Genomic DNA, 24,699 nt, shown 5'->3' with positions numbered 1-24,699 from the left:
GGGTCAGGGCTTGCGGGCCACCGCGGCCCACCCGGGGATGGGCTCGTCGCCCTGGACTGGGACGGGCTCGCCCAGCTCCGGGTGCCACTCGGCGGTGAGCGAGACCCCGGGCTCGACGAACTCGAGGCCGTCGAAGAACGCGGCCAGCTCGTCGCGCGAGCGGGGCCGCAGGGTCAGCCCGCGCGCCTTGTACATGGCGGCGGCCTGCGCCGCGCCCTCGGGGTTGAAGTCCCCGGTGACGTGCGAGAGCACCAGGTAGCTGCCCGGCGCGAGCTTCTCGACGAGCTTGGAGACCAGTTCGTACGCGCCGTCCTCGTCCCCCACGAAGTGCAGCAGGGCGAGCATCGACAGCGCGATGGGCTGGTCGAAATCAAGGACCTTTCCGGCCCTTTCGAGGATGATCTCGGGCTCGCGGGCGTCCGCCTGGATGTACTCGGTGGCCCCCTCCGGGGTCGAGCGCAGCAGGGCGGCCGCGTGCGCGAGCACGATCGGGTCGTTGTCGCAGTAGACGATGCGGGACTCCGGCGCGGCCTCCTGCGCGATCTGGTGCAGGTTGGGCTCGGTCGGGATGCCCGTGCCGACGTCCAGGTACTGGCGGACGCCGTGGGCGCTGAGCCAGCGGATGGCGCGGTGCATGAAGGCCCGGTTGACGCGGGCCATGTCCCGGCCCCGGGCGTCGACGGTGAGCAGCTGGCGCGCCATCGCCTCGTCGACCGGGTAGTTGTCCTTGCCGCCCAGGAACCAGTCGTACATGCGCGCCGGATGCGGCTTGCTGGTGTCGATCCGTACGGCTGCGGGATCCTGGGTCATCGGCTCTCCTGGTCGGGTTGAACGGGTGGCGCTGCTACAAGAGTTACGCGATGGTAGGGCCGGGGCGGAAGGTTCAGGTCAGCAGAAAGTCAGCCTGACCGGATTTGGCGCCCTGGATGAAAGCGGCGATCTCCCCGTGGGTGTAGATGAGCGCTGGTCCTTCAGGGTCTGCGGACTGTCGCACGGCGACTCTGCCGTCGGCCAGCTTCATGGCCTCCACGCAGTTGCCCCCGTTCCCGCCGCTCCAGGGCTTGTGCCAACCCTCGGCACCGAGCTCCGCGGCGGGCATGCCGTTGTATATGCGATCCATTCACAGCTCCTTGCGGAGATCCCGGAGGATCTCCTTCGTGCGTTGTGCAGTCGCGGCCTGCGCCGCCATGCGGTCCATGACCTCCAGGTGGGATGCCACCTCGGGACGCGCGTCGAGGTAGACCGCGCCGGTCAGGTACTCGCTGTAGACCATGTCCGGGAGTTCGGGCATGGCGAAGCGGAAGAGGACGAACGGTCCGTAGGTGCCGGGGTGGTGGCCGGACGCGAACTCCGCGATCTGCAGGGTGACGTTCGGCAGCTCGGACGCTTCGAGCAGCCGGTCGAGCTGGTCGCGCATCACTTCGGGCCCGTCACCGACCGGTCGGCGGAACACCGTCTCGTCCATGATCACCCAGAGCTTCGGGGCGTCGTCCCTGGTCAGCAGGGACTGGCGCTCCATGCGAAGGGCTACATGGCGCTCGGTGTCCTCTTCCCTGGCGGCGTCGCTGCCGCCTCCGACCGCCCCGCTGCGCAGAATGGCGCGGGCGTACTCCTCGGTCTGGAGCAGACCGGGGACGAACTGGGGTTCATAGGCCCGGATGAGGCTGGCCGCCCCCTCCAGGCTGACGTACATGGAGAACCAGCCGGGCAGCACGTCGTGGAACCGTTGCCACCAGCCGGGGAGGTTGGCCTCCTCCGCGAGGGCGACGAAGCCCTCCGCCTCGGAGTCCGTGATCCCGTACTCCTTCAACAGGAGCTGCACGTACGGAATCTTCAGCGCGACCTCGGCGGTCTCCATCCGCCGGACGGTGGCCGGGGCCACTCGGAGGATCTTCGCGGCCTCTTCCCGCTTCATGCCGGCCCGCTCGCGCAGGTCCTGCAGTCGCTTTCCGAGGACGACCTGTCCCACCGTCGGGGCGGACCGCGGCTCGCTCACTCTCAGACCTCCCCGACGCGCTGTTTCGACGAGTGTGCCACGAAGCCGGGCCAGAGAGAACACGGCACTCTGCAATTTTCAGAGTGCCACTTGCCAAGTGTCCGACTCAGGAGGACAGTGTTCCGGTGAACCAGTACACGCTGCCGCCGTGCGCCACCGCGCCCCGGCGCCAGCGCCGTACGGCAGTCCTGCCCACTGTTGTGAGGAACCGGTCGTGGCTTCTGGTAACGCGCAGCCCTCAGGTCTCATGAGCCCTCGAGCCCCTCGGGTCATGGCCCAGCGCCCGCACCACACCGATCCCGTCCGCCGCTTCGCCTTCGAGCTCCCGGCCCTCACCGGCTCCGTCGCCCGGGCCCGCCGGCTCGCGGAGGAGCGGCTCATCCTCTGGGGCTGCGGTCCCGAGATACGCGACACGGTCGCCCTCGTCGTCTCCGAGCTCGTCACCAACGCCGTCGTGCACACCGCGAGCGACCGCGTCGTCTGCGAGCTCCGCGAGGGCGAGGACACCCTGCGGATAGCCGTACGGGACGAGGGCGGCCCCGCCGGCCCCCGGATACGGGACTGCGGCGAGGAGGAACGCGGCCGCGGACTCCTCATCGTCGACGCGCTCTGCACCGCCTGGGGCGCCGACCGCACCGGCCACGGCACGGCGCAGGTCGTCTGGGCGGAACTCGCCCACGGCATGGGGGAACCGTGCTGAGGTCCATGGCGATCCGCATGCTCCCGCGGTCCTTCAGGACCCCCGAGGCCGCCTCCGTACCGGTCCCGCGCCGCTCACCGGAACCCCTCCCCGGCGCCCGCGACCGCATCCGGGGCGCGCACGAGCTCGGCGCCACCCGCCTCACCGTGCCCGTCGGACTCCGCACCGGGCTCGGCTGCGACGCCGTCGGCGTCCCCGCCCGCTTCGGCTTCAAGATCCTCTCCCGGCTCCCCGCCAAGGGCTGCGTCTACGCCGACTCCGAGTGGTGGTGGTGGCTGGTCCCCGCCGGCTCCGACCAGGACCTCACCTGGCCGCTGCCCGCCTGCTACGCGCCCGGCGCCGAGATCCCGGACCGCGGCCCGCGCCTCATCCACCACCCCGACGGCACCTCCCCCTACACCCCGCCGATCCCCCTCTACCTCCTCGCCTGCCAGCTGACGGGAACCACCCCGTCCTGGCCGGCGCCCCCGGTGGGCAGCGCGCTCTGACACGCGGGGGAGGCACGACCGCCTAGGCTCGACGCATGTTCACCCCGCAGGGCCCCAGCCTCCGCGAGCTGGCCGTCCAGGCCCTCTCCTCGGTCGAGCACGGCTACGACCTGCTCGCGGGCAAGTTCGACGCGACCCCCTTCCGCACCTCCGACCGGCTCCTCGACGCGGTCGCCGAGACCCTGGAGGGCCTCGGCCCCTTCGGCTCGGGGCTCGACGTCTGCTGCGGCACCGGCGCCGGTCTCGGTGTGCTCCGCTCGGTCTGCGCGGGCCGGATCACGGGCGTCGACTTCAGTACGGGCATGCTGGCCCGGGCCCGGGAGGCCCACCCGGACGCCGATCTGGTCCGCGCCGACGCCCTGGCCCTCCCCTTCGGCCCGGCCTTCGACCTGGCGGTCAGCTTCGGCGCCTTCGGCCACTTCCTCCCGGCCGACCAGCGCACCCTCTTCGCCCAGGTCCACGCGGCCCTGCGCCCCGGCGGCACCTTCGCCTTCCCGCTTCCCGCGCCCCCGCCGGTCGGATCCCGCCTCTACTGGACGCTGTGGGGCTTCGACGCGGCGATGCGCGTCAGGAACGCCTTCTGGCGGCCGCCGTTCGTCATGTACTACCGCACCTTCCGCCTCGCGGACGTCCGCGCCCGGCTGGAGGAGTCGGGCTTCGAGGTCGCCCTCGTCCCGATCGGCTCCCTGGGCCGCCGCGAGGACGGCAGCCCGCGCTGCAGGCTGGTGGTGGCGCGGAAGGCTTAGGGCGCCGGGTCAGGCCTTCTTGACCACGCTGGACTTGAGCTGCATGGCGCCGAAGCCGTCGATGCGGCAGTCGATGTCGTGTCCGTCGACGCCGTCGACGAGGCGGATGTTGCGGACCTTGGTGCCGGCCTTGATGCCGGAGGGGTTCCCCTTGACCTTGAGCGCCTTCACGACGGTCACGGTGTCGCCGTCGTTCAGCACGTTGCCGACGGCGTCCTTGATCACGCGCTCCCCCTCGGTCTCGGCGGCGTCCTCGGCGGGGACCCACTCGTGGCCGCACTCCGGGCACACCACGAGGTCGTTCATCTCGTACGTGTACTCGCCGGCGCACTGGGGGCAGGGGGGAATGGTCTCGTTCACTCCCCCAGGATAAGCGGCACCCACGCCCCTGACCTCGGACGATGACCCGGCGACGGAAAACGGAGAGGGACGGTCGGGAAAACGGGAAGTGCCGGTCGACACGAGATCGACCGGCACTTCCGCATGGTGTCCGAGGGGGGACTTGAACCCCCACGCCCGATAAAGGGCACTAGCACCTCAAGCTAGCGCGTCTGCCATTCCGCCACCCGGACCGGGTGATCGTCGCTCCGGGGTTTCCCCCGCGGCGACAGAGATAACTCTACCAGGGGTTCGCGGCGCCTTTCACCAGCGTTTCCCGTGGTCAGCCGGTACCGGGCGGGAGCCCGGCGCCCCCCGACGCCGGCTCCGTGGAGGCCACACTGACGACCGGGACGCGGTCCGGGCCAATCCTTCGGCGGGAGTCCGTCAGGTCGGTTGACCTGGAAGAGGTCAACGGACCTCGACCAGGCGGGCCGAGACCACCACGTTCCCCGTGTAGCCGCCCTCCTCGGTGAAGGTGCCGCCGCAGGTGATCAGCCGCAGTTCGGGGACGCCCGCGTCCCCGTAGACCCGCTCGGCGGGGAAGCCCTCCTTGGGGACGACCTCCACTCCGTACACGGCGAAGACGGCGGTCCTGCCGTCGCTCCGGACGACCTCCACGCGGTGGCCCTTGCCGAGGGCGCCGAGGTCGTAGAAGACGGCCCGGCCGTTCGGGGTGTCGACGTGGCCGACGACGACGGCGGTGCCGCGCTCGCCGGGGGTGACCGCCCCGGTGAACCAGCCCGCCAGCCGGTCGTCCTCGGGCGGCGGCGCCTCGATCCAGCCGTCGGCGTCGAGCCCGACGGCAGTGACGGGGGCGTCGACGCGGACGGCGGGGACGCGGACCCGGACGGGGGGCGAGGCCGGCAGCGGGGCGGGGGCGGCCACGGGCGCGAGGGCGGCCCGTGTCCCGTCGGGCGCCGCCGCGGCGAGGGGCTGCGGCGGCCCGAGGGCCGTGAACTCCCCCGTACCGCCGCGCACGAGGTGCACCCCGACGAGGAGGACGACGGCGACGGCGCCCCAGGCGCCACGCCCTCCCGTACCGTCCGAACGCCCCACGTCCGCCCTCCTCCGCCTTCCGCGCGTGCTGGCGCCCCTCCGTCCCGGACCTCGTCACACCGGGGCGGAGGGGCCGTTTCGGGTCCCCCGGGTCCGGGCCGTCAGGCGCGGCCGCCGGCGTGGCGGCGGGTCAGCACGACGGCGGCGCCGAGCGCTCCGACGATGAGCAGGACGCCGGTGACCAGTTCGGTGGCGCCGAGCCCGTCGGCGTCCGCGCCGGAGGCTGCGGTGCCGTAGCCGGCCTTCACGCCCTTGTGGGCTCCGGTGTGCGTGCCGGTGCCGGTGTCGTGCCCGGTGTTCCCGCCGGTGGTGTCGTCCTGGGCGATGGTGAGCTTGGTGGTGCCCCGCTCGCCCTTGCAGTCGAAGGTGATCTCGTACTGGGTGCCGGCCTTGGCGTCGAGGTCCACGGTCGCGGTGCCCGGGCGGCCCTCGCTGAGGGTCACGGTCTCGAAGACGGTGGAGGTGACGGTCACGGAGGGCACTTCGCAGCCGTCGGAGGTGAGGGTGACGGTGCCGCCGGGGGCGATCGTCGCGGGGGTGACGGAGAAGCCGAACGACGTGATGTCGTGGTCGCCGTCGTCGGCCGTCGCCAGGGGCGCGACCGTCACGAGGGCGACGGCGCCGAGCAGGGCGGCGGAAGCGGCACGTATCACGCGCATGGCGGTCCTCCAGATCATGGGAGGGCCCGGAGACGGATCGATTCCGCGGCCGGAAGGGGACGACCCTCACCGCGATCGAAGCTAGGTCCGCCCCCGGCGCGCCGCCACCGGACTCCGCCGAACGGGGCAACGGTGGCGGGACGCCCCTACGGGACGCGGACGACCTGTCCGGCGTAGGAGAGGTTGCCGCCGAAGCCGAAGAGGAGCACCCTGCCGCCGGAGGGGAGTTCGCCGCGTTCGACCAGCTTGGCGAGGGCGAGCGGGATGGAGGCGGCCGAGGTGTTGCCAGAGTCGACGACGTCACGGGCGACGACGGCGTTGACGGCGCCGATCTTCGCGGCGAGCGGCTCGACGATCCGCAGGTTGGCCTGGTGCAGGACGACGCCCGCGAGCTCCTCGGGGGCGATGCCGGAGCGTTCGCAGGTCTGCCGGGCGAGGGCGGGCAGCTGCTGGGTGGCCCAGCGGTAGACGGACTGGCCCTCCTGGGCGAAGCGGGGCGGGGTGCCCTCGATGCGGACGGCGTGGCCCATCTCCGGGACCGAGCCCCACAGGACCGGGCCGATGGCGCCGGTGTCGGTCTCGGTGGCCTCGACGATCGCCGCGCCGGCCCCGTCGCCGGTGAGGACGCAGGTGGTGCGGTCGGTCCAGTCGGTGATCTCGGTCATCTTGTCGGCGCCGATGACGAGGGCGCGGCGGGCCGCCCCGGCCCGGACCGCGTGGTCGGCGGTGGCGAGGGCGTGGGTGAAGCCGGCGCAGACCACGTTGAGGTCCATGGTGGCGGGCGAGCCCATGCCGAGGCGGGCGGCGACGCGGGCGGCCGTGTTGGGCGAGCGGTCGATCGCGGTGGAGGTGGCGACGAGGACGAGGTCGATGTCGCCGGCGGTGAGGCCGGCGGCGGCGAGGGCCTTGCCGGCGGCGTGGGCGGCGAGCTCGTCGACGGGCTCGTCGGGTCCGGCGACGTGCCGGGTGCGGATGCCGACCCGGCTGAGGATCCACTCGTCGCTCGTGTCGACCAGCTCGGCGAGGTCGTGGTTGGTCAGCACCTTGGCGGGCTGGTAGTGCCCGAGCGCGGCGATGCGAGTGCCCGTCATTCTCGGGACCCCCTAGGTGGTTCGTTCGTCGGCAGGATTCCCCAGTGTTGTCAGCGACTGATCAGTAACAGGTGACGTAAACCACCAACATTCCCCCCTACCGCTTGGTCGACCGTGACAAGGCCCCGGGCCGGGTACGGCCCCCCGCCCGGCTCCGGACGTGCGTCCGATGGAGGGGTGTGACGGAGAATGGGGCCGTCAGGGCCTTCCCGGCCTTCCCGCGGAGAGAAACGAGTGCGTCACGATGGGACGGGTCACCGAGCGACGGCGTGTCCTGCGGATCCGGGGCGGTGCGGTCACCACGCGGCCCGACACCCTGGTGGCGGAGGAGCCGCTGGAGATCCGGCTGAACGGGCGCCCGATCGCGATCACCATGCGCACGCCGGGCGACGACTTCGCGCTCGCGGCCGGTTTCCTGGTGAGCGAGGGGGTCCTGGCGGCGGCGTCGGACGTGCGGAACATCGTGTACTGCGCGGGCGCCACGGACGACGGCCGGAACACGTACAACGTGGTGGACGTGCAGCTCGCCCCCGGCGTGGCGGTCCCGGACATCTCGCTGGAGCGGAACGTCTACACGACGTCCTCGTGCGGGCTGTGCGGCAAGGCCAGCCTGGACGCGGTCCGCACCACGGCCCGCTTCCCGATCGCCGACGCTCCCCCGCTCCGGATCGCCCCCGGGCTGCTCTCCCTGCTCCCGGAGCGGCTGCGGGCGGCGCAGCGGGTCTTCGACTCGACCGGCGGGCTGCACGCGGCGGCGCTGTTCACGGAGGACGGCGAGCTGCTCGACGTACGGGAGGACGTGGGCCGGCACAACGCCGTGGACAAGCTGGTGGGGCGGGCACTGCGGGAGGGGCTGCTGCCGCTGGGGCGGGCCGTGCTGCTGGTCTCGGGGCGGGCCTCGTTCGAACTGGCGCAGAAGGCCGTGATGGCGGGGATCCCGGTGCTCGCCGCGGTGTCCGCGCCGTCCTCGCTCGCCGTGGACCTGGCCGCCGAGACGGGCCTGACCCTGGTCGGCTTCCTGCGCGGGCCGGACATGAACGTGTACGCGGGCGAGCACCGGATCGCGCTCTGAGGGTCCCGTCGGTTCTGTCAGTCCTGTCGGTTCTGTCAGTTCTTCGGCGGGTCGATCATCTGGAGGGCGAGGGCGGCCGGGGGCGGGCTGACGCCGGGGCCGCCGGCCTCGGTCCAGGCGAGGACCTCGTCGAGGCAGTCGTCGTCCGCGCTCCAGCCGATCCAGGCGGCCCGGCCGCCCCGGCGCCGTCCCTCGGTGGAGGGCTGGACGACGAGGACGTTGGCCTGGGCGCAGGGGCCGAGGCAGTCGCTGGTACGGACGGCCAGCCGGCCCCCGGAGGCCTCGGCGGCCGCCCGGAGGCGGGCCAGCTGGCCCGCGTGGTCCATGCCCGGGTTCTTGCGGGCGTCGCCGCAGCAGCAGCCGCGGCAGACGACCAGGGAGCAGGGGCGGGCCCCGTACCGTATCGGGACCGGGGTCACTCGGGGCCGTCCAGGGTGATCGCGGAGACCGGGGCGACCGTGCCGAGGCGGGGGAAGTCCAGGTCGACGGAGGCGCGGTGCTCGTCGGCGGTGAGGGCGGCCATGGCGTCCTCCGCGAAGACGAGGTCGTAGCCCAGGTCGCAGGCGGCGCGCGCGGTGGACTCGACGCCGAGGTTGGTGGCGATGCCGCCGAGGACCAGGGTGGTGGCGCCGAATCCGGCGAGCAGCTCGTGGAGGCCGGTGTCCTGGAAGCCGCCGATGGTGCGCTTGACGACGACGGGGTCGCCGTCCCGGACGAGGTCGGGGACGAGCTCGCTGCCGGGCGGCTGGAATTCGACGTTCGGCCGTTCGACGCGGATGTGGACGACGGGCGCGCCGGCGGCCCGGAAGGTGTCGGCGAGCCGGGCGGAGGCGGCGAGGACGTCGGTGCCGGGGCGGGGGGCGAGGGGCAGCGCGACGATGCGTTCCATCAGGTCGACGAGGACGAGCGCGGTGCTGCCGGGATCGAGTGCGGGCATGGGAGCACCGTAGCGGCCCGGATGATCATCCCGGGCGGGGTGCGGGTGTGATCCGGCCGACGGCGGGGGCGTACGGGCGGGGGCGGTGGAGGGACGTACGGGCGAGGATCGGCGAACTCGGGGCGTGCGGGTGAGGGCCGGCGAGCCCGGGGCGCGGAGCGTGGGCGGACGGGACCGGGGCGCGGAGCGGACGGACCCCGGGACATGGGGCGAACCGACCCGGGGCACGAGGCGAACGGATCCGGGCGCGGCCGGCGGGCCCCGGGGCGCGGTTCCTCACGTGTCCGGGGTCACGCGCCCGGCGCCGGGACCCCGGACGCTCGTGCGGCTTCCGCCGGGCGGCCCGGTGCGTCGGCGGGCTCCGGGTCGCGGGAGCGGCGCTTGGCGACGACCGCGCAGACCATCAGCTGCATCTGGTGGAAGAGCATCAGCGGCAGCACGGCGAGGGAGGCCTGCGGGCCGAAGAGGACGCTCGCCATCGGCAGTCCGGCCGCCAGGCTCTTCTTGGAACCGGCGAACTGGATCGCGATCCGGTCGGCCCGGTCGAAGCCGAGGCGTCCGGCCCCGTACCAGGTCACGGCCAGCATCACCGCGAGGAGCACGGCCTCGACGGCGAGCAGCGCGCCGAGCCGGGCGGGGGTCACCAGGTGCCAGACGCCGGCGACCATGCCCTGACTGAAGGCGGTGTAGACGACGAGGAGGATCGAGCCCCGGTCGACGTAGCCGAGGACCTTCTTGTGGCGGACGAGGAAGGCTCCCACCCAGCGGCGCAGGAACTGCCCGGCCAGGAACGGCACGAGGAGCTGGAACACGATCTTCAGGAGCGCGTCGGCGGAGAGCCCGCCCGCGCTGTCGCCGAGGAGCAGCGCCGCGAGCAGCGGGGTGAGGACGATGCCGGCGAGCGAGGAGAAGGAGCCGGCGCAGATCGCGGCGGGCACGTTGCCCCGGGCGATCGAGGTGAACGCGATGGAGGACTGGATGGTGGACGGCACCAGGCAGAGGAAGAGGAAGCCGCTGTAGAGCTGCGGGGTGAGGACGCCGGGGACGAGACCGCGCGCGGCGAGGCCGAGGAGCGGGAAGAGCAGGAAGGTGGAGCCGAGGACGGTGAGGTGGAGCCGCCAGTGCTTGAGGCCGTCGAGGGCCTCGCGGGTGGAGAGCCTGGCCCCGTAGAGGAAGAAGAGCAGGGCGACGGCCCCGGTCGAGGTCCCCTTCACGACGCTCGCGGTGGTGCCCGAGGCGGGGAGGAGCACGGCGAGGAGGACCGTGCCGAGCAGCGCGAGGACGTACCCGTCGACGGGCAGCCAGGACGGCGGGCGGAGGGGGCGGCGTGCGGTACGGGCGGGCGTGCGGGGGGTCATGGGCTCCACTGCTCTGTGCACTGCTGGGGCGGGTCGCGCCCGTCCATCCTGCGCCACGGCCCGGTGATCGGGAATCCCGTACAGCGCTCTGACTGTCATCACGGTTCGCGATAACGTCGAGGGATGTACGAGCCCACCCAGCTGCGCACCTTCCTCGCCGTGGCCCAGACGCTGAGCTTCACCCGGGCCGCGGACCGGCTCGGGCTGCGCCAGTCGACCGTCAGCCAGCACGTGCGGCGCCTGGAGGAGGCGACGGGGCGCCCGCTGTTCGCCCGGGACACGCATCGCGTGGAGCTGACGGAGGACGGCGAGGCGATGCTCGGTTTCGCGCGCACGATCCTCCAGGCGCACGAGCGGGCGGCGGCCTTCTTCGGCGGGACGCGGCTGCGCGGGCGGTTGCGGTTCGGGGCGTCGGAGGACTTCGTGACGACCCGGCTGCCGGAGATCCTGGAGTCCTTCCGGCGCGAGCACCCCGAGGTCGACCTGGAGCTGACGGTCGAACTGTCCGGGACGCTCCAGGCCCGGCTCGCGGCCGGCCGGCTCGATCTGATCCTGGCCAAGCGGCGCGGGACCGAGAGCGAGGGCCGGCTGGTCTGGGAGGACGCGCTCGTCTGGATCGGGGCGCCGGGACTGCGGCTGGATCCGGACCGCCCGGTGCCGCTGATCCTGTACCCGCCGCCGGGGATCACCCGGGCGCGGGCCCTGGAGGCTCTGGAGGCGCAGGGCCGGGCGTGGCGGATCGCGTGCACGAGCTCCAGCCTGAGCGCGAACGTGGCGGCGGCCCGCGCGGGGCTCGGGGTGATGGCGCACACGCGGGGCCTGGTGCCGCCGGGGCTCGTCCCGGTGCCGGCCCGCGCGGGGCTCCCGGAGCTCGGGGACGTGGGCTTCGTGCTGCGCAAGGGGCGCCGGGGCGGGGAGACCCAGGAGGCGGCGGACGCCCTCGCGGAGGCGATCCTGGCGGGCGGCGACCGGCTGCACCGGCCGCGCTGAGCGGGGGCCGCGGCACCGGCCGCCCGGTGTGCCCGGTGAGCGGCGAGAAGACGCCACGGGGGCGCTTCGGGGTGGGGGAGTGAGCGGCCGGTACAGATTCCGTGGAGATTCCCCGCCGGAGGGCGTACCGTCTGGTCGGTAACCTCACCGAGCCGTCCTCGACTTGACCGCCTCACCTGCCCTGACCTGTGAGAACACGGAATGTCCCGGCTTGGTGAAGGCCCTCCCGCCGACCGGTCGGGTGGGGTACCGTCACCGGCGCCGTACGGAGTGCGACAACGGGCTTTTCCAGCCACCGAGCCGTCGAGGAGCAGGTCAGTGCGCGAGTTCACCGTGCCGCCCGTCGAGGCGGCGCCTCAGGTCGGCGGTCTGGCGGACGCCGTGTTCGACCACGCCCTCGCCGACCCCCACCGGGTCGCCTTCGGCCGGAAGGGCCCGGACGGGTCGTGGCACGACGTGACGGCCGAGCGGTTCCGGGACGAGGTGGTGGGCCTCGCGAAGGGGCTGATCGCGGAGGGCGTGCGGTTCGGCGACCGGGTCGCGATCATGGCCCGGACCCGGTACGAGTGGACGCTCTTCGACTTCGCGCTGTGGACGCTGGGCGCGCAGCCCGTGCCGGTCTATCCGACCTCCTCCGCCGAGCAGGTCTTCTGGATGCTGCACGACGCCGAGGTCACGGCCTGCGTGGTGGAGCACGAGGACCACGCGATGACGATCGGTTCGGTGATCGACCGGCTGCCCCGGCTCCAGCGGCTGTGGCAGCTGGACGCGGACGCGGTGGGCGAGCTGACGGCGGCGGGCGCGGACATCGACGAGGAGGTCGTGCACCGGCACCGGCGGGCGGTGACCCCGGAGACGATCGCGACCGTCATCTACACCTCGGGGACGACCGGCCGCCCCAAGGGCTGTGTGATCACCCACGCGAACCTGATGTTCGAGACGGACATGGTGATGGGCCGCTGGGAGCCGGTGTTCCGCTCCCGGCCCGACGAGCAGGCCTCGACGCTGCTGTTCCTGCCGCTCGCGCACGTCTTCGGGCGGATGGTGGAGGTCGCGGCGGTCCGCGGCGGGGTGAAGCTGGGGCACCAGCCGGTGATGGCGGCGGCCGAACTCCTCCCGGACCTGGTCGCGTTCCGGCCGACCTTCGTCCTGGCCGTGCCGTACGTCTTCGAGAAGGTCTTCCACGCGGCCCGCCGCAAGGCGGAGAGCGAGGGGAGGGCCGGCCCGTTCGACAAGGCCGTCGAGGTGGCGGTCGCGTACGCGGAGGCGCTGGAGCAGAAGGCCTTCGGGACCGGCCCGGGGCCGTCGGCGGCGCTGCGCGTGCAGCACCAGTTCTTCGAGAAGACGGTGTACGTCAAGGTGCGCGCTGCCCTGGGCGGGCGGGTGCGGCACGCGATGTCGGGCGGTTCGGCCATGGACCGCAGGCAGGGGCTGTTCTTCGCGGGCGCGGGCATCACGATCTTCGAGGGGTACGGCCTCACCGAGTCCTCGGCCGCCGCCACGGCGAACCCGCCCGGACGGACCAAGTACGGCACCGTGGGCCAGCCGATCCCGGGGACGACGGTCCACATCGCGGAGGACGGCGAGGTGTGGCTGCACGGCGGCCAGGTCTTCTCCGGCTACCTGAACGCCCCGGAGGCGACGGCCGCCGTCCTCAACGACGGCTGGCTGGCCACCGGGGACATCGGCGTCCTCGACGCGGACGGCTATCTGACGATCACCGGGCGGAAGAAGGAGATCCTGGTGACCTCGGGCGGCAAGAGCGTCTCCCCCACCGCCCTGGAGGAGCGGGTGCGGGCGCATCCGCTGATCGCCCAGTGCATCGTGGTCGGCAACGACCGGCCGTACATCGCCGCTCTCGTGACGGTCGACCAGGAGGCGGTGGACCACTGGCTCGCGATGCAGGGGCGGGCGCCGCTCTCCCCGGCCCAGTTGGTGCGCGACCCCGCCCTGGAGACGGAGATCCGGCGCGGGGTGGTGGCGGCGAACACGCTGGTCTCCCAGGCGGAGTCGATCCGGACGTTCCGGATCCTGGCGCACCCGTTCAGCGAGGAACACGGGCTGCTCACGCCCTCGCTGAAGCTGAAGCGGAAGGCGATCGAGCGCGCGTACGCGGCGGAGGTCGCCGCGCTGTACGGCTGACGGCGAACGGCGCACGCCGGGACCGGCCGGGGCGCCGGCACCACCGGCGCCGGCGCCCCGGCGAGCGGACCGGCCCCCTCCGGAATGCGTACGGTCGCTCGTCCGTTGACCATGGGAGTACGACCACGACGACGTAAGGATCCACCCCACGTGAGCACGGACAGCAGCGTTCCCTCGGTCCTCCTGAACAACGGCGTGCGCATGCCGCAGCTGGGCTTCGGCGTCTGGCAGGTGCCGGACGACGAGGCGACGGCCGCCGTGGCGACCGCCCTGGAGGCCGGGTACCGCTCCATCGACACCGCCGCGATCTACGACAACGAGCGGGGCACCGGCCGTGCCGTCGCCGAGTCGGGGATCGCCCGCGAGGAGCTGTTCATCACGACCAAGCTGTGGAACAGCGAGCAGGGCCACGACTCGGCTCTGCGCGCCTTCGACGCCTCGCTCGACAGGCTGGGGCTCGACTACGTCGACCTCTACCTGATCCACTGGCCGGTGCCGGCGAAGGACGCGTACGTCGACACGTACCGGGCGCTCGAGAAGATCCTCGCGGACGGGCGCGCGAAGGCGATCGGCGTCTCGAACTTCCTGCCGGAGCACCTGGAGCGGCTGATCGGCGAGACCTCGGTCGTGCCCGCCGTCAACCAGATCGAGCTGCACCCGCAGCTCGCCCAGCGGGAGTCGCGCGAGGTGCACGCCCGGCACGGCATCGCGACCGAGGCGTGGTCGCCGCTCGGCCAGGGCAGGGGGCTCCTGGAGGTCCCGGCGATCGTGGCGATCGGCCACAAGCACGGGCGGACGCCGGCCCAGGTGGTGCTGCGCTGGCACCTCCAGCTGGGGAACGTGGTGATCCCGAAGTCGGTCACCCCCTCCCGCATCCGCGAGAACATCGACGTCTTCGGCTTCGAGCTGGACGCCGAGGACCTGAACGCGATCGCCGCCCTCGACGAGAGCCGCCGACTCGGCCCGAACCCGGCGGAGTTCAACGTCGGCGCCTGAAGGAGTCGCAGGGGGTGGAGGCGACGCGCCGCTTCGGCGGTGCGTCGCCTCCGTGGGCGTGTGCCGCGTCGCCCCGGCGGCGCTCCGCCTCAGTGAGCGCGTACCGCGTCGCCCCGGTAGCCGTGTGCCTCATCGCCCCGGTGTCGCGTCGCCTCGGTAGCCGTGTGCCGCGTCGCCCCGGGGGCACGTCGCCCCGGTAGGCGTGTGCCGCATCGCCTCAGTAGCCGTCCACGCCGAGTTCGGTGATCGAGGCGAAGAGGTGCTCCCACACCTCGGCGCCGGGCGCGCCGTCGGCCAGCGCCCCGGCGTCCACCTCCGCCATCGCCCGGAGGAAGTCCTTCACGCCCTCCTCCCCGGGGTACGGGTCCCAGCAGACGCCCATGTGGCGGCGGACGCCCTCCAGGAAGCGGACGAAGCAGTCCAGGTCGCGGACGAGCGGGAAGACGGCGTCGCCGCCGGGCCCGTGGCTGCCGTCCGGCTGGCGCAGGCCGACGGCGCCGGTCGCGGGGTGGACGAAGACCTCCCCCGGGTCGCAGTACCCGAGGTCGAACTCCCCGACGCGGAGCAGGCCTTCGGGACCCGGGGCCAGCAGCTCGTCCGCGAGGGCGAAGGACGTGACGCCGGCCGCCCAGTGGCGGGGCAGGCCGGCCTCGGCGAGCAGCGTCCGGGTCGGGGCGTGCGTGAGGGCGTCGGGGAGATCGGCCGGCGGGACGCGGACCACCCAGGAGGGGCCGAAGATCCCGTCGAGCCGGGCGGCGGTGAGCGGGCCGTCGGCGTTCCTCGTGCCCGGCCGGAACCACGGCCCGCCGTCCGCCGGCGTCGGGCGGGAGGAATCGGCCCCGCCCGTCGGCCAGTCGGCGAGGGCGGTGTCGTTCTGCTCCACGACGGCCACTCCGCGCGCGTCGTGGAAGACGTAGCGGCCGCCGTCCAGCGGGATCGGCTCCTCCCAGGCGTCCGGGTGGCGCAGCGCCCAGGAGTCGTCGTCGCCGTCGAACAGCCAGGGCCCGTCCGGTTCGGCCTCCTCGTACGGTTCGGTCGTGCCCTCGGCGGGCGCGGGCCGGGGGGCGCCGGTGGCCAGGTCGAACCAGGTGTCCTCGCACCACAGGGCCCGGACCTTCAGGAGCGGGGTGCCGTCGGCCTCGTACACCTCGGCGGAGCGGTCGCCGCTGAGGTTCGGCGCGGCCTCGTGGGCGCCGACCGGCCGCCACCAGGCCCACACCGTCCGCCACGGCAGCCCGGGTTCGGCGGCCGCCACGTGTTCGGCGTACTCCCGGTGGCCGAGGACGGTCGCCGCGAAGTGCAGCCAGGAGGCGAACTCGGCGGGCGTCGCCGGGGCGCTCCCGAAGACCGCCTCGGCCTGGGTGAACACCTCGCGGCCGACGCCGCCCCGCTCTTCCGGCAGGGCGGCGAGACGGGCGCGGAGCTCGGCGCGGTCGTGGCGCAGGACCCGGGCGGGGTCGTCGAGCAGGGTGGGGAGATCGGGATCGGTCACCGGCCCATCGTGCCAGCCGGCCCGCCGGGGCGGGCGGCGGCCTGGTCGCCACCCTGGCCCGGGCCGGTACGGGCTCAGCCCTTGCGGGCGGTGTGCACGGTGTGGGCGGTGAGGTGGAACAGGTCCGTGCGGTGGTGCAGGGACAGCGCGTCGGCCGGGTCGAGCAGCCGGTCGAGCGTCTCCTTGTCGTCGGCGTCGAGCCGGGCGGCCAGGCCGTCCCGGAGGCGCTCGTAGTGGGCGAGGACGAGTTCCCGGACGGCCGGGGAGACGGGCGCGGGGACGTCGACGAGGAACGTGCGGGTGCCGGCCGGGGTGAGGCCGGCGCCGGCGAGCAGCGCCCGCCAGTCGTCCGGCTCGTCCTTGGAGCCGGGGAGCTCGGCGCGCATCTCGCCGAACCACGCGGTGTGGGCGGCGTCGAGGCGGGCTTCGAGGCCGGGCCTGCCGATCCCGATGTTCTGGGGCAGGTGCCGCCGGGGCAGGCCGCCCTCGACGAGGACGACGAGGCCGCCGGGGTTCAGGATGCCGGCGAACTCGGCGAGCGCGGCGCTCTGGTCGCCCATGTGGTGCAGGGAGTTGCCCGCCCAGACGAGGTCGGCCTGCCCCAGGGCGGCGATCCCCTCGGGGAGTTCGGCGTGGCGGGTGGAGACCCGGGCGCCGAGGCCGCGCGCCTCGGCGCGGTCCCGGGCCCGGGTGAGGAGTTCGGGGGCGCCGTCGACGGCGATCGCCTCGGCGGCCGGGAAGGCCTCGGCGAGCAGGCTGGTCACCACGCCGGGACCGCTGCCGACGTCGAGGATCCGGCGGACGCCCTGCACCGGTGCGAGGGTGCCCAGCCAGGCGGCGGCCTCCGTGTACGCGGGGCTCGCGATCTCGGCCTGCCGCTCCAGGAGCGACGCCATCTCGCTCCAGTCGAGGTGGGTGCTGCCGTGGTGACCGTGGCCGTGGTCGTGGCCGTGCTGGTGGCCGGGGTGGGACGCGTGATGCTGGCTCATGGCCCCAGGGTGCGCCGGGACGGCCGCGGGCGCGAGAAATGTTGCCGGTCCGGCAACACCGCACGGTGCCGTCAGCCGCGGCCCCGGTGCTCCTGCGGGCTGATGCCCCGTACGCGCTTGAAGGCGGCGCTCAGGGCGAACGCCCCGCTGTAGCCGACCTGTCGGGCGACGGACTCGACCGTGGCGTCCGTCTCGCGGAGCAGATCGGCGGCGAGCGCGAGCCGCCAGCCGGTGAGGTACGCCATCGGGGGCTCCCCGACGAGTTCGGTGAACCGGCGGGCGAGCGCGGCCCGGGACGCACCCGACTTCGCGGCGAGCGAGGCGACGGTCCACGGGTGGGCGGGGTCGTTCTGGAGCAGCCGGAGCGCCCGGCCGACCACCGGGTCGGCCATCGCGCGGTACCAGGCGGGGGCCTCGGCTCCCGGCCGGGAGAACCAGGCGCGGACGGCGGCGATGAGCAGCAGGTCGAGGAGCCGGTCGAGAACGACGCTCTGGCCGGGTTCGTCGCGGGAGATCTCCTCGTCGAGGAAGGGCATGAGGGGGCAGTTCCACACGTCGGCGGGCAGGTGCGCCAGGCCGGGCAGGGCGTCGAGGAGCCGGCGGCCGACCTCGCCGTCCATCAGGTAGGTGCCGACGAGGACGGTGGTGCCGCCGTCCGCGGCGTTGCCCCAGGTGCGGACGCCGAGGCGCATGGTCTCGGCGAGCGGTTCCCCGGAGAGGGTGGTGCAGCCGCCGTCGGGGCCGATCCTGGCGCGGGGCGGGGCGTCGGGGGCGTGGGCGACGGTGTACGGCTCGGGGCCGCGGGCGATCGCGATGTCCCCCGGGCGCAGCAGGACGGCGTCGCCGGTGTCGGGGACGATCCAGGCCTCGCCCCCGGTGACGCACATGAGGCAGACGGGGGCCCGGTCCTCGATGCGCACGGACCACGGCGGCTCCATGATCATGCGCAGCAGGAAGGCACCCCTGGCGCGGGGCCCGTCGAGGAGTCCGGCGAGTGCGTCCATGGGGCGCAAGGGTAGGGCGCGGGGCGGGGACCCGAGACGGAGACGTAGGCGGACGAGACTGCGGAGCATGGGCGGGCGGGGCTCCGGGCGGGAGTCTTGAGCCATGACGACGCACACGGACGACACGCGGAACACGACGATCCTGGTGACCAGCGCCACCGGCAAGACCGGGCGGCGCGTGGCCGAACGGCTGACCGCCCGCGGCGCGACGGTCCGCGCCGGGTCCCGGAGCGGGGCGACGGTCTTCGACTGGGAGGCCCCGGAGACCTGGGCCCCGGCGCTGCGGGGCGCGGACGCCGCGTACGTGGCCTACTACCCGGACCTGGCCGCCCCCGGCGCGGTCGAGGCGATGGACGCCTTCGGCCGGCTGGCCGTGGAGAACGGCGTACGGCGCCTCACCCTTCTCTCCGGGCGCGGGGAGCCGGCGGCGGTCCTGGCGGAGGAGGCCCTGCGGGCGGCCGCCTCCGGGGCCGGACTCACCGTCGTACGGGCCTCGTTCTTCGCGCAGAACTTCTCCGAGGGGCTGCTCGCGGAGGGGGTCGCCGAGGGCGCGGTCGTCTTTCCCGCCGGTGACACGGCCGAGCCGTTCGTCGACGCGGACGACCTGGCGGACGTCGTCGTGGAGACGCTGACGGCGGACGGGCACGCGGGACGGGTGCACGAGGTGACGGGCCCCCGGCCGGTCGGCTTCGCGGAGGTGGCGGCGGAGCTCTCCCGCGCCTCGGGCCGCCCGGTGGTCTACCGGCCGGTGTCCGAGGGCGAGTACGCCGGGCTGCTCGCCGGGTTCGGGCTCCCGGTCCCCGAGGCGGAGTGGCTCGCGGGGCTGTTCGCGACGCTCCTCGACGGCCACAACGCCTCGGCGACGGACGGGGTGAAGCGGATCCTGGGCCGCGAGCCGCGCTCCTTCGCCGACTTCGCGGCGGGGGTCTGGGGCGGGCGGCGGGCCTGAGCGGCCCGGTTCCGGTTCAGGCGTACCGCGCGGCCAGGGCGCGCACGGTCGCGGCGATGCGGTCGCGGAGGTCCTCGGGAGCGAGGACCTCCACCTCCGCGCCGAGCCCGAGGAAGGCGGCGTGGGCGTGTTCGGGCGATTCGACGGGCAGGGTGGCGCGCGTCCAGCCGTCGGGCTCGGGGGTGCCGGTGGCGGCGAGGGCCCGGGCGGCGGCGCCGGTGAGCCGGGCGGCGCCGCGCGGGGAGATCCGTACGAGTGCCTCGCCCTGGTGGAGCCGGCTGTGGAAGTCCTCCTGACCGGCCCGCCAGTGGGCGGCGAGGTCGAAGCCGGCCGGGATGTCCGCCTCCTCGTCGGTGACGGTGAGGGCGAGGATCTGGTCGACGCGGTAGGTGCGCGGGCCGGGCCCGGCTACCAGGTACCAGCGGCCGGCCTTGAGGACGAGTCCGTACGGCTCCAGTCGCCGGTCGACGTCGGTGGGCTCCTTCCAGCGCCGGTAGCGGACGTCCAGGACCCGCCCGGCGCGGACCGCGTCGGCGACCTCGGGCAGGAACGGGGCCTCGGTGGACTCCGCGTACCAGCCGGGTGCGTCGATGTGGAAGCGGGCCCGGAGCCGGTCGACGTGCTCGCGCAGCGGCGCGGGCAGCGCGGCCCGCAGTTTCAGCTGGGCGTCCGCGAAGTGGGGGCCGAGCCCCAGCTCGTCGGCGGCGACGGGCAGGCCGGCGAGGACGAGCGCCTCCGCCTCGCGGGCGTACAGCTCGGCGAGGCCGTGCCGGTACGCGGCGAGCAGCCGGTAGCCGCCGCGGTGCCCGGCGTCCCCGTACAGGGGCACTCCGGCGGCCTGCAGCGCTTCGACGTCCCGGTAGACGGTGCGGACGGAGACCTCCAGTTCGCCGGCGAGGCGGGCGGCCGTCATCGGGCCGCGGGTCTGGAGCAGGAGGAGGATCGAGACGAGCCGGCTGGACTTCACTGACACACGGTGTCAGTGAAGGGTCCTTACGGTCCAGCCATGGCTTTCGAAGAGAAGAGACTCCTGGCCCTTCCGCCGGTCGAGATCGCCGGACGGCACCTCAAGCGCTACCACGTCGCCTCCGGTCCGACCGGGATCGAACCGGAGGTGGAGAAGGCGGCGTACGCGCTCCTTCCGGAGCTGCTGCCGGAGCCGGACGGCACCCCGGCGGCGGGCTTCGTGGTGCTGCACCGGGGCGGTGACAGCGGCGCGTACCTCAACGCGTACAGCTGGGTGTGGGACAACGTGCTCCACTTCGGCGGCGGGGCCGCCGGCCAGCCCGCCCTGGACTGCCCCGACACCGATCCGACGCACTTCGTCCGGGTCGACCGCTCGTGGATCGGCTGTGTGTGGGAGCTTCCGCCGCTCGGGCACGAACGGGACGCCTGGGTACGCCACATGCTGACGCCGGACGTGCCGGACCTCGCCGGCTACCTCGCGGACGCGCTGCCGTCCGGTACGACGGGAGGGCGCGCGTGACCGCCGACGGCTTCGCCTTCCTCGGCGGACGGTGGCGGGTCCGCAACCGCCGCCTCGCGGACTTCCTCGGTCCGGGGAGCGGGTGGAAGGAGTTCGGGACGGCCCGTGCGGGTGCGGTTCCGCTGGTCGGGGATCAGCGCCCGCACGGCCCGTCGGGAGCAGGCGTTCGCGGTCGTGGACACCGACGCGCGGGTGACGAACCGGGTGACGGAGTTCAGCCGCGCCTGACGAAGCTCGCGAGCCGGTAGCGGGGGTCGGGGCGGCGGCGGTCCTGGTCCGGGAGGGCGGCCAGGGCGGCGGCGAGCGTCTCGGTGGTCGCCGGGTCCCCGGTGAACCAGGAGGCGAAGTACCCGGCGCGCAGCTTCCGGACGGTGTCGCGCGGGGTGCTGCCCTGCCCGTGGCCGGTGAAGCGGGTGCCGGGGCCCGGGTGGAGGCCGTGGGCGGCCGCGGAGGCGGTGATCAGGTCGGCGCGGTCGGAGGCCGCCCCGGCGGAGCGGTGGGGGCGGAGGATCGCGTCGACGTCGCTGCCGACGTCGTGGGCCGCGTCCTTGTCGACGGTGACGACGAGGACTCCGCCGGGGCGCAGCACCCGGGCCGCCTCGGCGACGATGTCGGTCGCGAAGGGGACGAGGTGCAGCAGCCAGACGGCGGCGACGGCGTCCAGGGAGGCGTCGGGCAGCGGCAGCCGCCGGGCGTCGGCGCGTACGGCGCGGCCGGGCGCCCGGCCCGCGGCGACCCGCACCATGGCGTGGGCGGCGTCGGCCCCGTAGACCCGCAGACCGGGCCGGACGAGGCGCTCGGTGACGAGCCCGGTGCCGCAGGCGAGGTCGAGCAGGGTGCGGGCGCCGGGCGGGACGAGCCGCAGGACGGCCTCGGCGGCCGCCTCGGCCCGGGGCACCCCGCCGCGGGTCCGGTCGTAGTGCGCTGCCTCTGCCTCGTAGTCGAGCACGGTCTCCGCCACGCCCGCGATCCTAACGAGGGATCAGTACGGCCGTTCAGCAGGAGGGTTCGGTGCGAGAGGTCAGTGCGTGGGATCGGCGCGAGAGGTCAGTGCGTGGGATCAGTAAGAGAGGTCAGCGCGTGGGATCAGTTCGCGCCGTGGCCGGGGGCGATCCGCTCGACGCGCTCGGCGAGTGCGAAGTCCTTCTCGGTGACGGCGTCGCCGGCGTCGTGGGTGTTCACGGCGAGGGCCACCGTGTCGTAGCCGAGGGTGAGGTCGGAGTGGTGGTTCAGCTCCTGCTGGATCTGGGCCACGTGGACGACGAGCGCGGTCGCCGCGAAGTGGTCGCCGAGCCGGTAGGTCCGGGTGAGCCGGTCGGCGTCGAGGGACCAGCCGGGAAGCTCCCTGAGGCGGTCCTCGATCTCCTTCTGCGACAGCGGCTGTGTGGGCACGGCGGTGCTCCCTCCGGTCGGGTGGTGCGGGTGGCGGGGTGACGGACAGGGGCCCCGGGGGGAAACTACCCGGGCTCCCCCTCTGAGATACCGTCTGGCCATGACAACTGTCGTGACCGACACGGGGGTGGGGCCGCTGCTGCGCGGATGGCGCGAGCAGCGGAGGCTGAGTCAGCTGGAGCTGGCGCTGCGCGCGGACTCCTCGGCACGGCACATCTCGTTCGTGGAGACGGGCCGCTCCCGGCCGAGCGAGGAGATGGTCCTGAAGCTCGCCGAGCACCTGGAGGTGCCGGTGCGGGAGCGGAACGCGCTGCTGCTCGCGGCGGGGTACGCGCCCCGGTACGCGGAGTCGCCGCTGGACGCGCCGCGTCTGGAGACGCTGCGCTGGGGCATCCAGCAGCTGCTCGACGGCTACGAGCCGTACCCGGCCCTGGTGGTGGACGGCACGTACACGGTGGTGGCGGCCAACCGGGGGATCGGGCTGCTGCTCGACGGGGTTCCGGAGCACCTGCTGGCCCCGCCGATGAACGCGATGCGGCTCACCCTGCACCCGGAGGGCCTGGCGCCCCGGATCCGGAACCTGCGGGAGTGGCGGGGCCACCTCCTGGCCCAGATGGAGCGTCAGATCGCGCTGGCCCGCTCGGAGCCGCTGCGGGAGCTGTACGAGGAGGTGGCGGCCTATCCGCTGCCCGAGCGGACCGATCCGGAGGACCGGCCGGACGCGGAGCCGTACCCGTACTTCGCGCTGCCGCTGCGGATCGAGCACGACGGGCGGGTGCTGTCGTTCGTGTCGTCGATCTCGACGTTCAACACGCCGATGGACGTGACCGTCGCCGAGCTGGCCATCGAGACGTTCCTCCCGGCCGACCCGGAGACGGTCGCGTACCTGCGCTCGCTCAACGCGTGACCGCCCTGAGGGCCGCCCACTGGAGTCCGGCGAAGCCGGCGACGGTGGCCGCCTGCACCGGGGTCCAGAGCAGGCCGGCGGTGGTCGGCTCCAGCCAGGCGACGAGGGCGACGACGCTGAGGACGGCCCAGATCACGTTGGCGTCGACGACGAGCTTCACGGCGGGCGCCGGGGGCTGCGGGCGGCTCGCGAGCCAGGCGACGCCCGCGGCGAACGCGGTGAGGAAGAGGCCGAGTTCGAGGAGGAGCCCGGCGTCGACGCCGAGGAGTTCGCCGAGGGGGCCGGAGGCGGCGAGGTAGGCGATCCCGTTGGCTCCGGTGACGACGGCGTCGAGGGCGAGGAAGCGACGCACCGCGGAGTGGGGGCGGGTGGTGCGGGCGAGGCCGGCGAGCAGGGTCCGGGACATGGCGGATCACCCTCCAGAGGGGGACGTTCGTGCTGGTGGCGGGCCCGGAGCCCGAGCGGAGTGCGCCGCCCGGGTCCCGGTGTCCACGAGCATGCCGGGCGGCGCGGAGGGGGTCGATTACCTGACGGGTCATGCCGGGCTGTGGACAACCGCGTCGCCGCTCCCGCCGGTGTGAGTAGTCTTCCCGCCGGGGTGGCCGGAACCGGCGCTCCGAAGGGGGAGGACGCAGATGGCGTGGAACAGGGAACGGGCCATGGTGGCCACCGGGGACGATCACAAGGTGACGCCCGCGGAGCTCTTCTTCGACCTGGTGTTCGTGTATGCGATCACCCAGGTCACCGCCCTCATGGCGGCCGCGCCCTCACCGGTGCGGATGGTGGGCGCGATGGTCGTGCTCGCGCTGCTGTGGTGGTGCTGGTGCGCCTTCGCCTGGCTGGGCAATGTCGTACGGGCCGATTCCGGTGCGGTGTTCGGCGTGCTCGTCACGGTCATGGCCGTCGTCCTGATCGTGTCCCTCGCCGTCCCGGACGTCTTCGCCGACGAGCCCGGCGGGCTCTCGGCGCCCCTGGTGTTCGTGCTCTGTTACGGCGCGGTGCGCGTCCTGCACCTGACCTCGTACTGGCTCTCCAGCCCGGGTGACACCGCGCTGCGGGCGACCCTGCGGCGTACGGCCTTGGCGTCCGTGCTGCCGCCGCTGGTGCTGCTGCTCATAGGCTGCGCGTACGACGGGCGGGTCCAGCTCCTGTGGTGGCTGGGGGCGGTGGCCGTCGACTACGGCGGGATCTACGTCACCGGTTCCTCCGGCTGGCGGGTCAACTCCCCCGGGCACTTCGCCGAGCGGCACGGTCTGATCGTGATCATCGCCCTGGGCGAGTCCATCGTGGCGATGGGCGTCGGCGTCTCCGACTCCCCCCTCTCGTACGCCGTGCTCGGCGCCTCGGCCGCCGGGCTGCTGCTCTCGGCCGGGCTGTGGCGGCTGTACTTCCGGCAGCTCGGCGAGGCCGCCGAGCACCGTCTCACCGGGCTGGACGGCGACGACCGCACCCGGTTCGCGCGGGACGTCTACACGTTCCTGCACCTGCCGCTGGTCGCCGGGGTCGTGCTCTGCGCGCTCGGGATGAAGAAGGTCCTGCAGCAGGTCGCCGACACCGCGCACTACGGGCTCGCCGAACCGCTGCACGGTGCCGTGGCCTGGTCCCTGACCGGGGGCGTCGGCGTCTATCTGCTGGGCGCCGCCGCGATCGTGCTGCGGACCTCGGGGCGGCGGCCGACCGCCCTGGCCGTGGGCGGGGTGTGCTGCCTGGCGGCGGGTCCGCTGGTCGGCCTCGTCCCGGCCCTGGTGGCGCTCGCGGTCCTCGCCGCGGCGGCGGCGCTCCTCGTGGGGCTGCACTCCAGGCGGGCCACGCGGACGCTCGGGGCGGTGGAGACGGCCTGACACCCGGCCGGCCGGTGCCCGGCGCGG

At 74.0% G+C, this 24,699-nt stretch carries 29 protein-coding genes and 1 tRNA gene; 12 read left to right on the top strand and 18 right to left on the bottom strand.

Annotation, left to right across the window (positions count from 1 at the left end; genetic code table 11):
- Positions 1-3: 3 nt before the first annotated feature.
- The 3 genes from ACIGW4_RS12385 to ACIGW4_RS12375 form a co-directional block, all read right to left on the bottom strand.
- Positions 4-810 (bottom strand): SAM-dependent methyltransferase, encoded by an 807-nt coding sequence (locus ACIGW4_RS12385; protein WP_123456262.1) that lies wholly within the window; start codon positions 808-810, stop codon positions 4-6.
- 73 nt (positions 811-883) lie between these two features.
- Positions 884-1,120 carry a DUF397 domain-containing protein gene (locus ACIGW4_RS12380; RefSeq protein ID WP_015037566.1) on the bottom strand — a complete coding sequence of 79 codons (237 nt, stop codon included), beginning with the start codon at positions 1,118-1,120 and terminating at the stop codon, positions 884-886.
- On the bottom strand, positions 1,121-1,996 hold the full coding sequence (locus tag ACIGW4_RS12375; protein ID WP_123456261.1) for a helix-turn-helix transcriptional regulator: 876 nt from the start codon (positions 1,994-1,996) through the stop codon (positions 1,121-1,123).
- Between the two features lie 271 nt (positions 1,997-2,267).
- On the opposite strand from ACIGW4_RS12375, the gene ACIGW4_RS12370 reads away from it, so the two are divergent.
- Genes ACIGW4_RS12370 through ACIGW4_RS12360 form a run of 3 tightly spaced genes read left to right on the top strand, consistent with a single transcriptional unit; the run spans position 2,268 to position 3,930 of the window.
- Positions 2,268-2,696 carry an ATP-binding protein gene (locus ACIGW4_RS12370; RefSeq protein WP_123456260.1) on the top strand — a complete coding sequence of 143 codons (429 nt, stop codon included), beginning with the start codon at positions 2,268-2,270 and terminating at the stop codon, positions 2,694-2,696.
- Between the two features lie 5 nt (positions 2,697-2,701).
- Entirely contained in the window at positions 2,702-3,184 is a 483-nt protein-coding gene (locus ACIGW4_RS12365) for a hypothetical protein (protein WP_185094681.1), read from the top strand.
- Positions 3,185-3,219: 35 nt separating this feature from the next.
- On the top strand, positions 3,220-3,930 hold the full coding sequence (locus ACIGW4_RS12360) for a class I SAM-dependent methyltransferase (protein WP_123456259.1): 711 nt from the start codon (positions 3,220-3,222) through the stop codon (positions 3,928-3,930).
- A gap of 9 nt (positions 3,931-3,939) precedes the next feature.
- On the opposite strand, the gene ACIGW4_RS12355 is transcribed toward ACIGW4_RS12360, so the two are convergent.
- The 5 genes from ACIGW4_RS12355 to ACIGW4_RS12335 form a co-directional block, all read right to left on the bottom strand.
- On the bottom strand, positions 3,940-4,290 hold the full coding sequence (locus tag ACIGW4_RS12355) for a zinc ribbon domain-containing protein YjdM (RefSeq protein WP_398711673.1): 351 nt from the start codon (positions 4,288-4,290) through the stop codon (positions 3,940-3,942).
- A gap of 124 nt (positions 4,291-4,414) precedes the next feature.
- Positions 4,415-4,502: transfer RNA gene (locus ACIGW4_RS12350), tRNA-Leu, on the bottom strand.
- A 217-nt stretch (positions 4,503-4,719) separates the two neighbouring features.
- Positions 4,720-5,367, bottom strand: coding sequence for a class F sortase (locus ACIGW4_RS12345; protein ID WP_398711675.1), 648 nt, complete (start codon positions 5,365-5,367; stop codon positions 4,720-4,722).
- Between the two features lie 101 nt (positions 5,368-5,468).
- Entirely contained in the window at positions 5,469-6,026 is a 558-nt protein-coding gene (locus tag ACIGW4_RS12340) for a hypothetical protein (protein ID WP_399580055.1), read from the bottom strand.
- A 146-nt stretch (positions 6,027-6,172) separates the two neighbouring features.
- The gene (locus ACIGW4_RS12335; RefSeq protein WP_399580053.1) at positions 6,173-7,117 is read right to left on the bottom strand and encodes a beta-ketoacyl-ACP synthase III; all 945 of its coding nucleotides are present in this window, start codon (positions 7,115-7,117) and stop codon (positions 6,173-6,175) included.
- 244 nt (positions 7,118-7,361) lie between these two features.
- Here ACIGW4_RS12335 and fdhD point away from each other — a divergent pair, with 244 nt between their 5' ends.
- On the top strand, positions 7,362-8,189 hold the full coding sequence (gene fdhD, locus ACIGW4_RS12330; protein WP_359591412.1) for a formate dehydrogenase accessory sulfurtransferase FdhD: 828 nt from the start codon (positions 7,362-7,364) through the stop codon (positions 8,187-8,189).
- Between the two features lie 35 nt (positions 8,190-8,224).
- Here fdhD and ACIGW4_RS12325 read toward each other — a convergent pair whose 3' ends face one another.
- From ACIGW4_RS12325 to ACIGW4_RS12315, 3 genes are all read right to left on the bottom strand, one after another.
- Entirely contained in the window at positions 8,225-8,608 is a 384-nt protein-coding gene (locus ACIGW4_RS12325; protein WP_399580050.1) for a (2Fe-2S) ferredoxin domain-containing protein, read from the bottom strand.
- Positions 8,605-9,126, bottom strand: coding sequence for an isochorismatase family protein (locus tag ACIGW4_RS12320; protein WP_123456252.1), 522 nt, complete (start codon positions 9,124-9,126; stop codon positions 8,605-8,607). The genes ACIGW4_RS12325 and ACIGW4_RS12320 overlap by 4 nt, the downstream gene beginning before the upstream one ends.
- Positions 9,127-9,416: 290 nt before the next feature.
- A complete protein-coding gene (locus ACIGW4_RS12315; protein WP_398711680.1) occupies positions 9,417-10,484 on the bottom strand; it encodes a bile acid:sodium symporter family protein in 1,068 nt (355 codons plus the stop codon).
- 123 nt (positions 10,485-10,607) lie between these two features.
- On the opposite strand from ACIGW4_RS12315, the gene ACIGW4_RS12310 reads away from it, so the two are divergent.
- From ACIGW4_RS12310 to ACIGW4_RS12300, 3 genes are all read left to right on the top strand, one after another.
- On the top strand, positions 10,608-11,474 hold the full coding sequence (locus ACIGW4_RS12310) for a LysR substrate-binding domain-containing protein (RefSeq protein ID WP_359591404.1): 867 nt from the start codon (positions 10,608-10,610) through the stop codon (positions 11,472-11,474).
- Between the two features lie 318 nt (positions 11,475-11,792).
- Positions 11,793-13,616, top strand: a complete 1,824-nt coding sequence (locus tag ACIGW4_RS12305; RefSeq protein WP_123456249.1) for a long-chain fatty acid--CoA ligase — start codon at positions 11,793-11,795, stop codon at positions 13,614-13,616.
- Between the two features lie 201 nt (positions 13,617-13,817).
- Complete coding sequence (locus ACIGW4_RS12300; RefSeq protein WP_185094797.1) at positions 13,818-14,612, top strand: aldo/keto reductase; 795 nt, start codon at positions 13,818-13,820, stop codon at positions 14,610-14,612.
- A gap of 217 nt (positions 14,613-14,829) precedes the next feature.
- Here the strand turns inward: ACIGW4_RS12300 and ACIGW4_RS12295 are convergent, their stop codons facing one another.
- The 3 genes from ACIGW4_RS12295 to ACIGW4_RS12285 all read right to left on the bottom strand — a co-directional run bounded on the left by ACIGW4_RS12295 (position 14,830) and on the right by ACIGW4_RS12285 (position 18,097).
- Positions 14,830-16,104 carry an SUKH-4 family immunity protein gene (locus ACIGW4_RS12295; RefSeq protein ID WP_399580047.1) on the bottom strand — a complete coding sequence of 425 codons (1,275 nt, stop codon included), beginning with the start codon at positions 16,102-16,104 and terminating at the stop codon, positions 14,830-14,832.
- A gap of 74 nt (positions 16,105-16,178) precedes the next feature.
- Positions 16,179-17,093, bottom strand: coding sequence for a class I SAM-dependent methyltransferase (locus ACIGW4_RS12290; protein ID WP_399580046.1), 915 nt, complete (start codon positions 17,091-17,093; stop codon positions 16,179-16,181).
- A 71-nt stretch (positions 17,094-17,164) separates the two neighbouring features.
- Complete coding sequence (locus tag ACIGW4_RS12285; RefSeq protein ID WP_399580044.1) at positions 17,165-18,097, bottom strand: AraC family transcriptional regulator; 933 nt, start codon at positions 18,095-18,097, stop codon at positions 17,165-17,167.
- 103 nt (positions 18,098-18,200) lie between these two features.
- Between ACIGW4_RS12285 and ACIGW4_RS12280 the strand changes: the two genes are divergently transcribed.
- Positions 18,201-19,046 (top strand): NmrA family transcriptional regulator, encoded by an 846-nt coding sequence (locus tag ACIGW4_RS12280; protein ID WP_399580043.1) that lies wholly within the window; start codon positions 18,201-18,203, stop codon positions 19,044-19,046.
- A 16-nt stretch (positions 19,047-19,062) separates the two neighbouring features.
- Here the strand turns inward: ACIGW4_RS12280 and ACIGW4_RS12275 are convergent, their stop codons facing one another.
- Positions 19,063-20,013, bottom strand: coding sequence for a helix-turn-helix transcriptional regulator (locus ACIGW4_RS12275; RefSeq protein WP_399580041.1), 951 nt, complete (start codon positions 20,011-20,013; stop codon positions 19,063-19,065).
- A 39-nt stretch (positions 20,014-20,052) separates the two neighbouring features.
- On the opposite strand from ACIGW4_RS12275, the gene ACIGW4_RS12270 reads away from it, so the two are divergent.
- Both ACIGW4_RS12270 and ACIGW4_RS12265 read left to right on the top strand, forming a co-directional pair.
- Positions 20,053-20,532, top strand: coding sequence for a hypothetical protein (locus ACIGW4_RS12270; RefSeq protein WP_123456242.1), 480 nt, complete (start codon positions 20,053-20,055; stop codon positions 20,530-20,532).
- Between the two features lie 105 nt (positions 20,533-20,637).
- Positions 20,638-20,760, top strand: a complete 123-nt coding sequence (locus ACIGW4_RS12265) for a hypothetical protein (RefSeq protein WP_260174552.1) — start codon at positions 20,638-20,640, stop codon at positions 20,758-20,760.
- Here the strand turns inward: ACIGW4_RS12265 and ACIGW4_RS12260 are convergent.
- Positions 20,747-21,481 carry a class I SAM-dependent methyltransferase gene (locus ACIGW4_RS12260; RefSeq protein ID WP_123457579.1) on the bottom strand — a complete coding sequence of 245 codons (735 nt, stop codon included), beginning with the start codon at positions 21,479-21,481 and terminating at the stop codon, positions 20,747-20,749. The genes ACIGW4_RS12265 and ACIGW4_RS12260 overlap by 14 nt on opposite strands.
- 137 nt (positions 21,482-21,618) lie before the next feature.
- Positions 21,619-21,924, bottom strand: coding sequence for a 4a-hydroxytetrahydrobiopterin dehydratase (locus tag ACIGW4_RS12255; protein ID WP_123456241.1), 306 nt, complete (start codon positions 21,922-21,924; stop codon positions 21,619-21,621).
- Between the two features lie 100 nt (positions 21,925-22,024).
- On the opposite strand from ACIGW4_RS12255, the gene ACIGW4_RS12250 reads away from it, so the two are divergent.
- Positions 22,025-22,831, top strand: a complete 807-nt coding sequence (locus ACIGW4_RS12250; protein WP_123456240.1) for a helix-turn-helix domain-containing protein — start codon at positions 22,025-22,027, stop codon at positions 22,829-22,831.
- Here the strand turns inward: ACIGW4_RS12250 and ACIGW4_RS12245 are convergent.
- On the bottom strand, positions 22,821-23,237 hold the full coding sequence (locus ACIGW4_RS12245) for a hypothetical protein (RefSeq protein WP_123456239.1): 417 nt from the start codon (positions 23,235-23,237) through the stop codon (positions 22,821-22,823). The genes ACIGW4_RS12250 and ACIGW4_RS12245 overlap by 11 nt on opposite strands.
- Before the next feature lie 229 nt (positions 23,238-23,466).
- On the opposite strand from ACIGW4_RS12245, the gene ACIGW4_RS12240 reads away from it, so the two are divergent.
- The gene (locus ACIGW4_RS12240; RefSeq protein WP_123456238.1) at positions 23,467-24,672 is read left to right on the top strand and encodes a low temperature requirement protein A; all 1,206 of its coding nucleotides are present in this window, start codon (positions 23,467-23,469) and stop codon (positions 24,670-24,672) included.
- Positions 24,673-24,699: the final 27 nt, after the last annotated feature.

Source organism: Streptomyces sp. NPDC053513 (genome assembly GCF_044544765.1).
Classification (GTDB): Bacteria; Actinomycetota; Actinomycetes; order Streptomycetales; family Streptomycetaceae; genus Streptomyces; species Streptomyces litmocidini.
The sequence above is the reverse complement of the archived record's forward strand: the minus strand, read 5'-3'. Positions and strand labels throughout refer to the sequence as shown.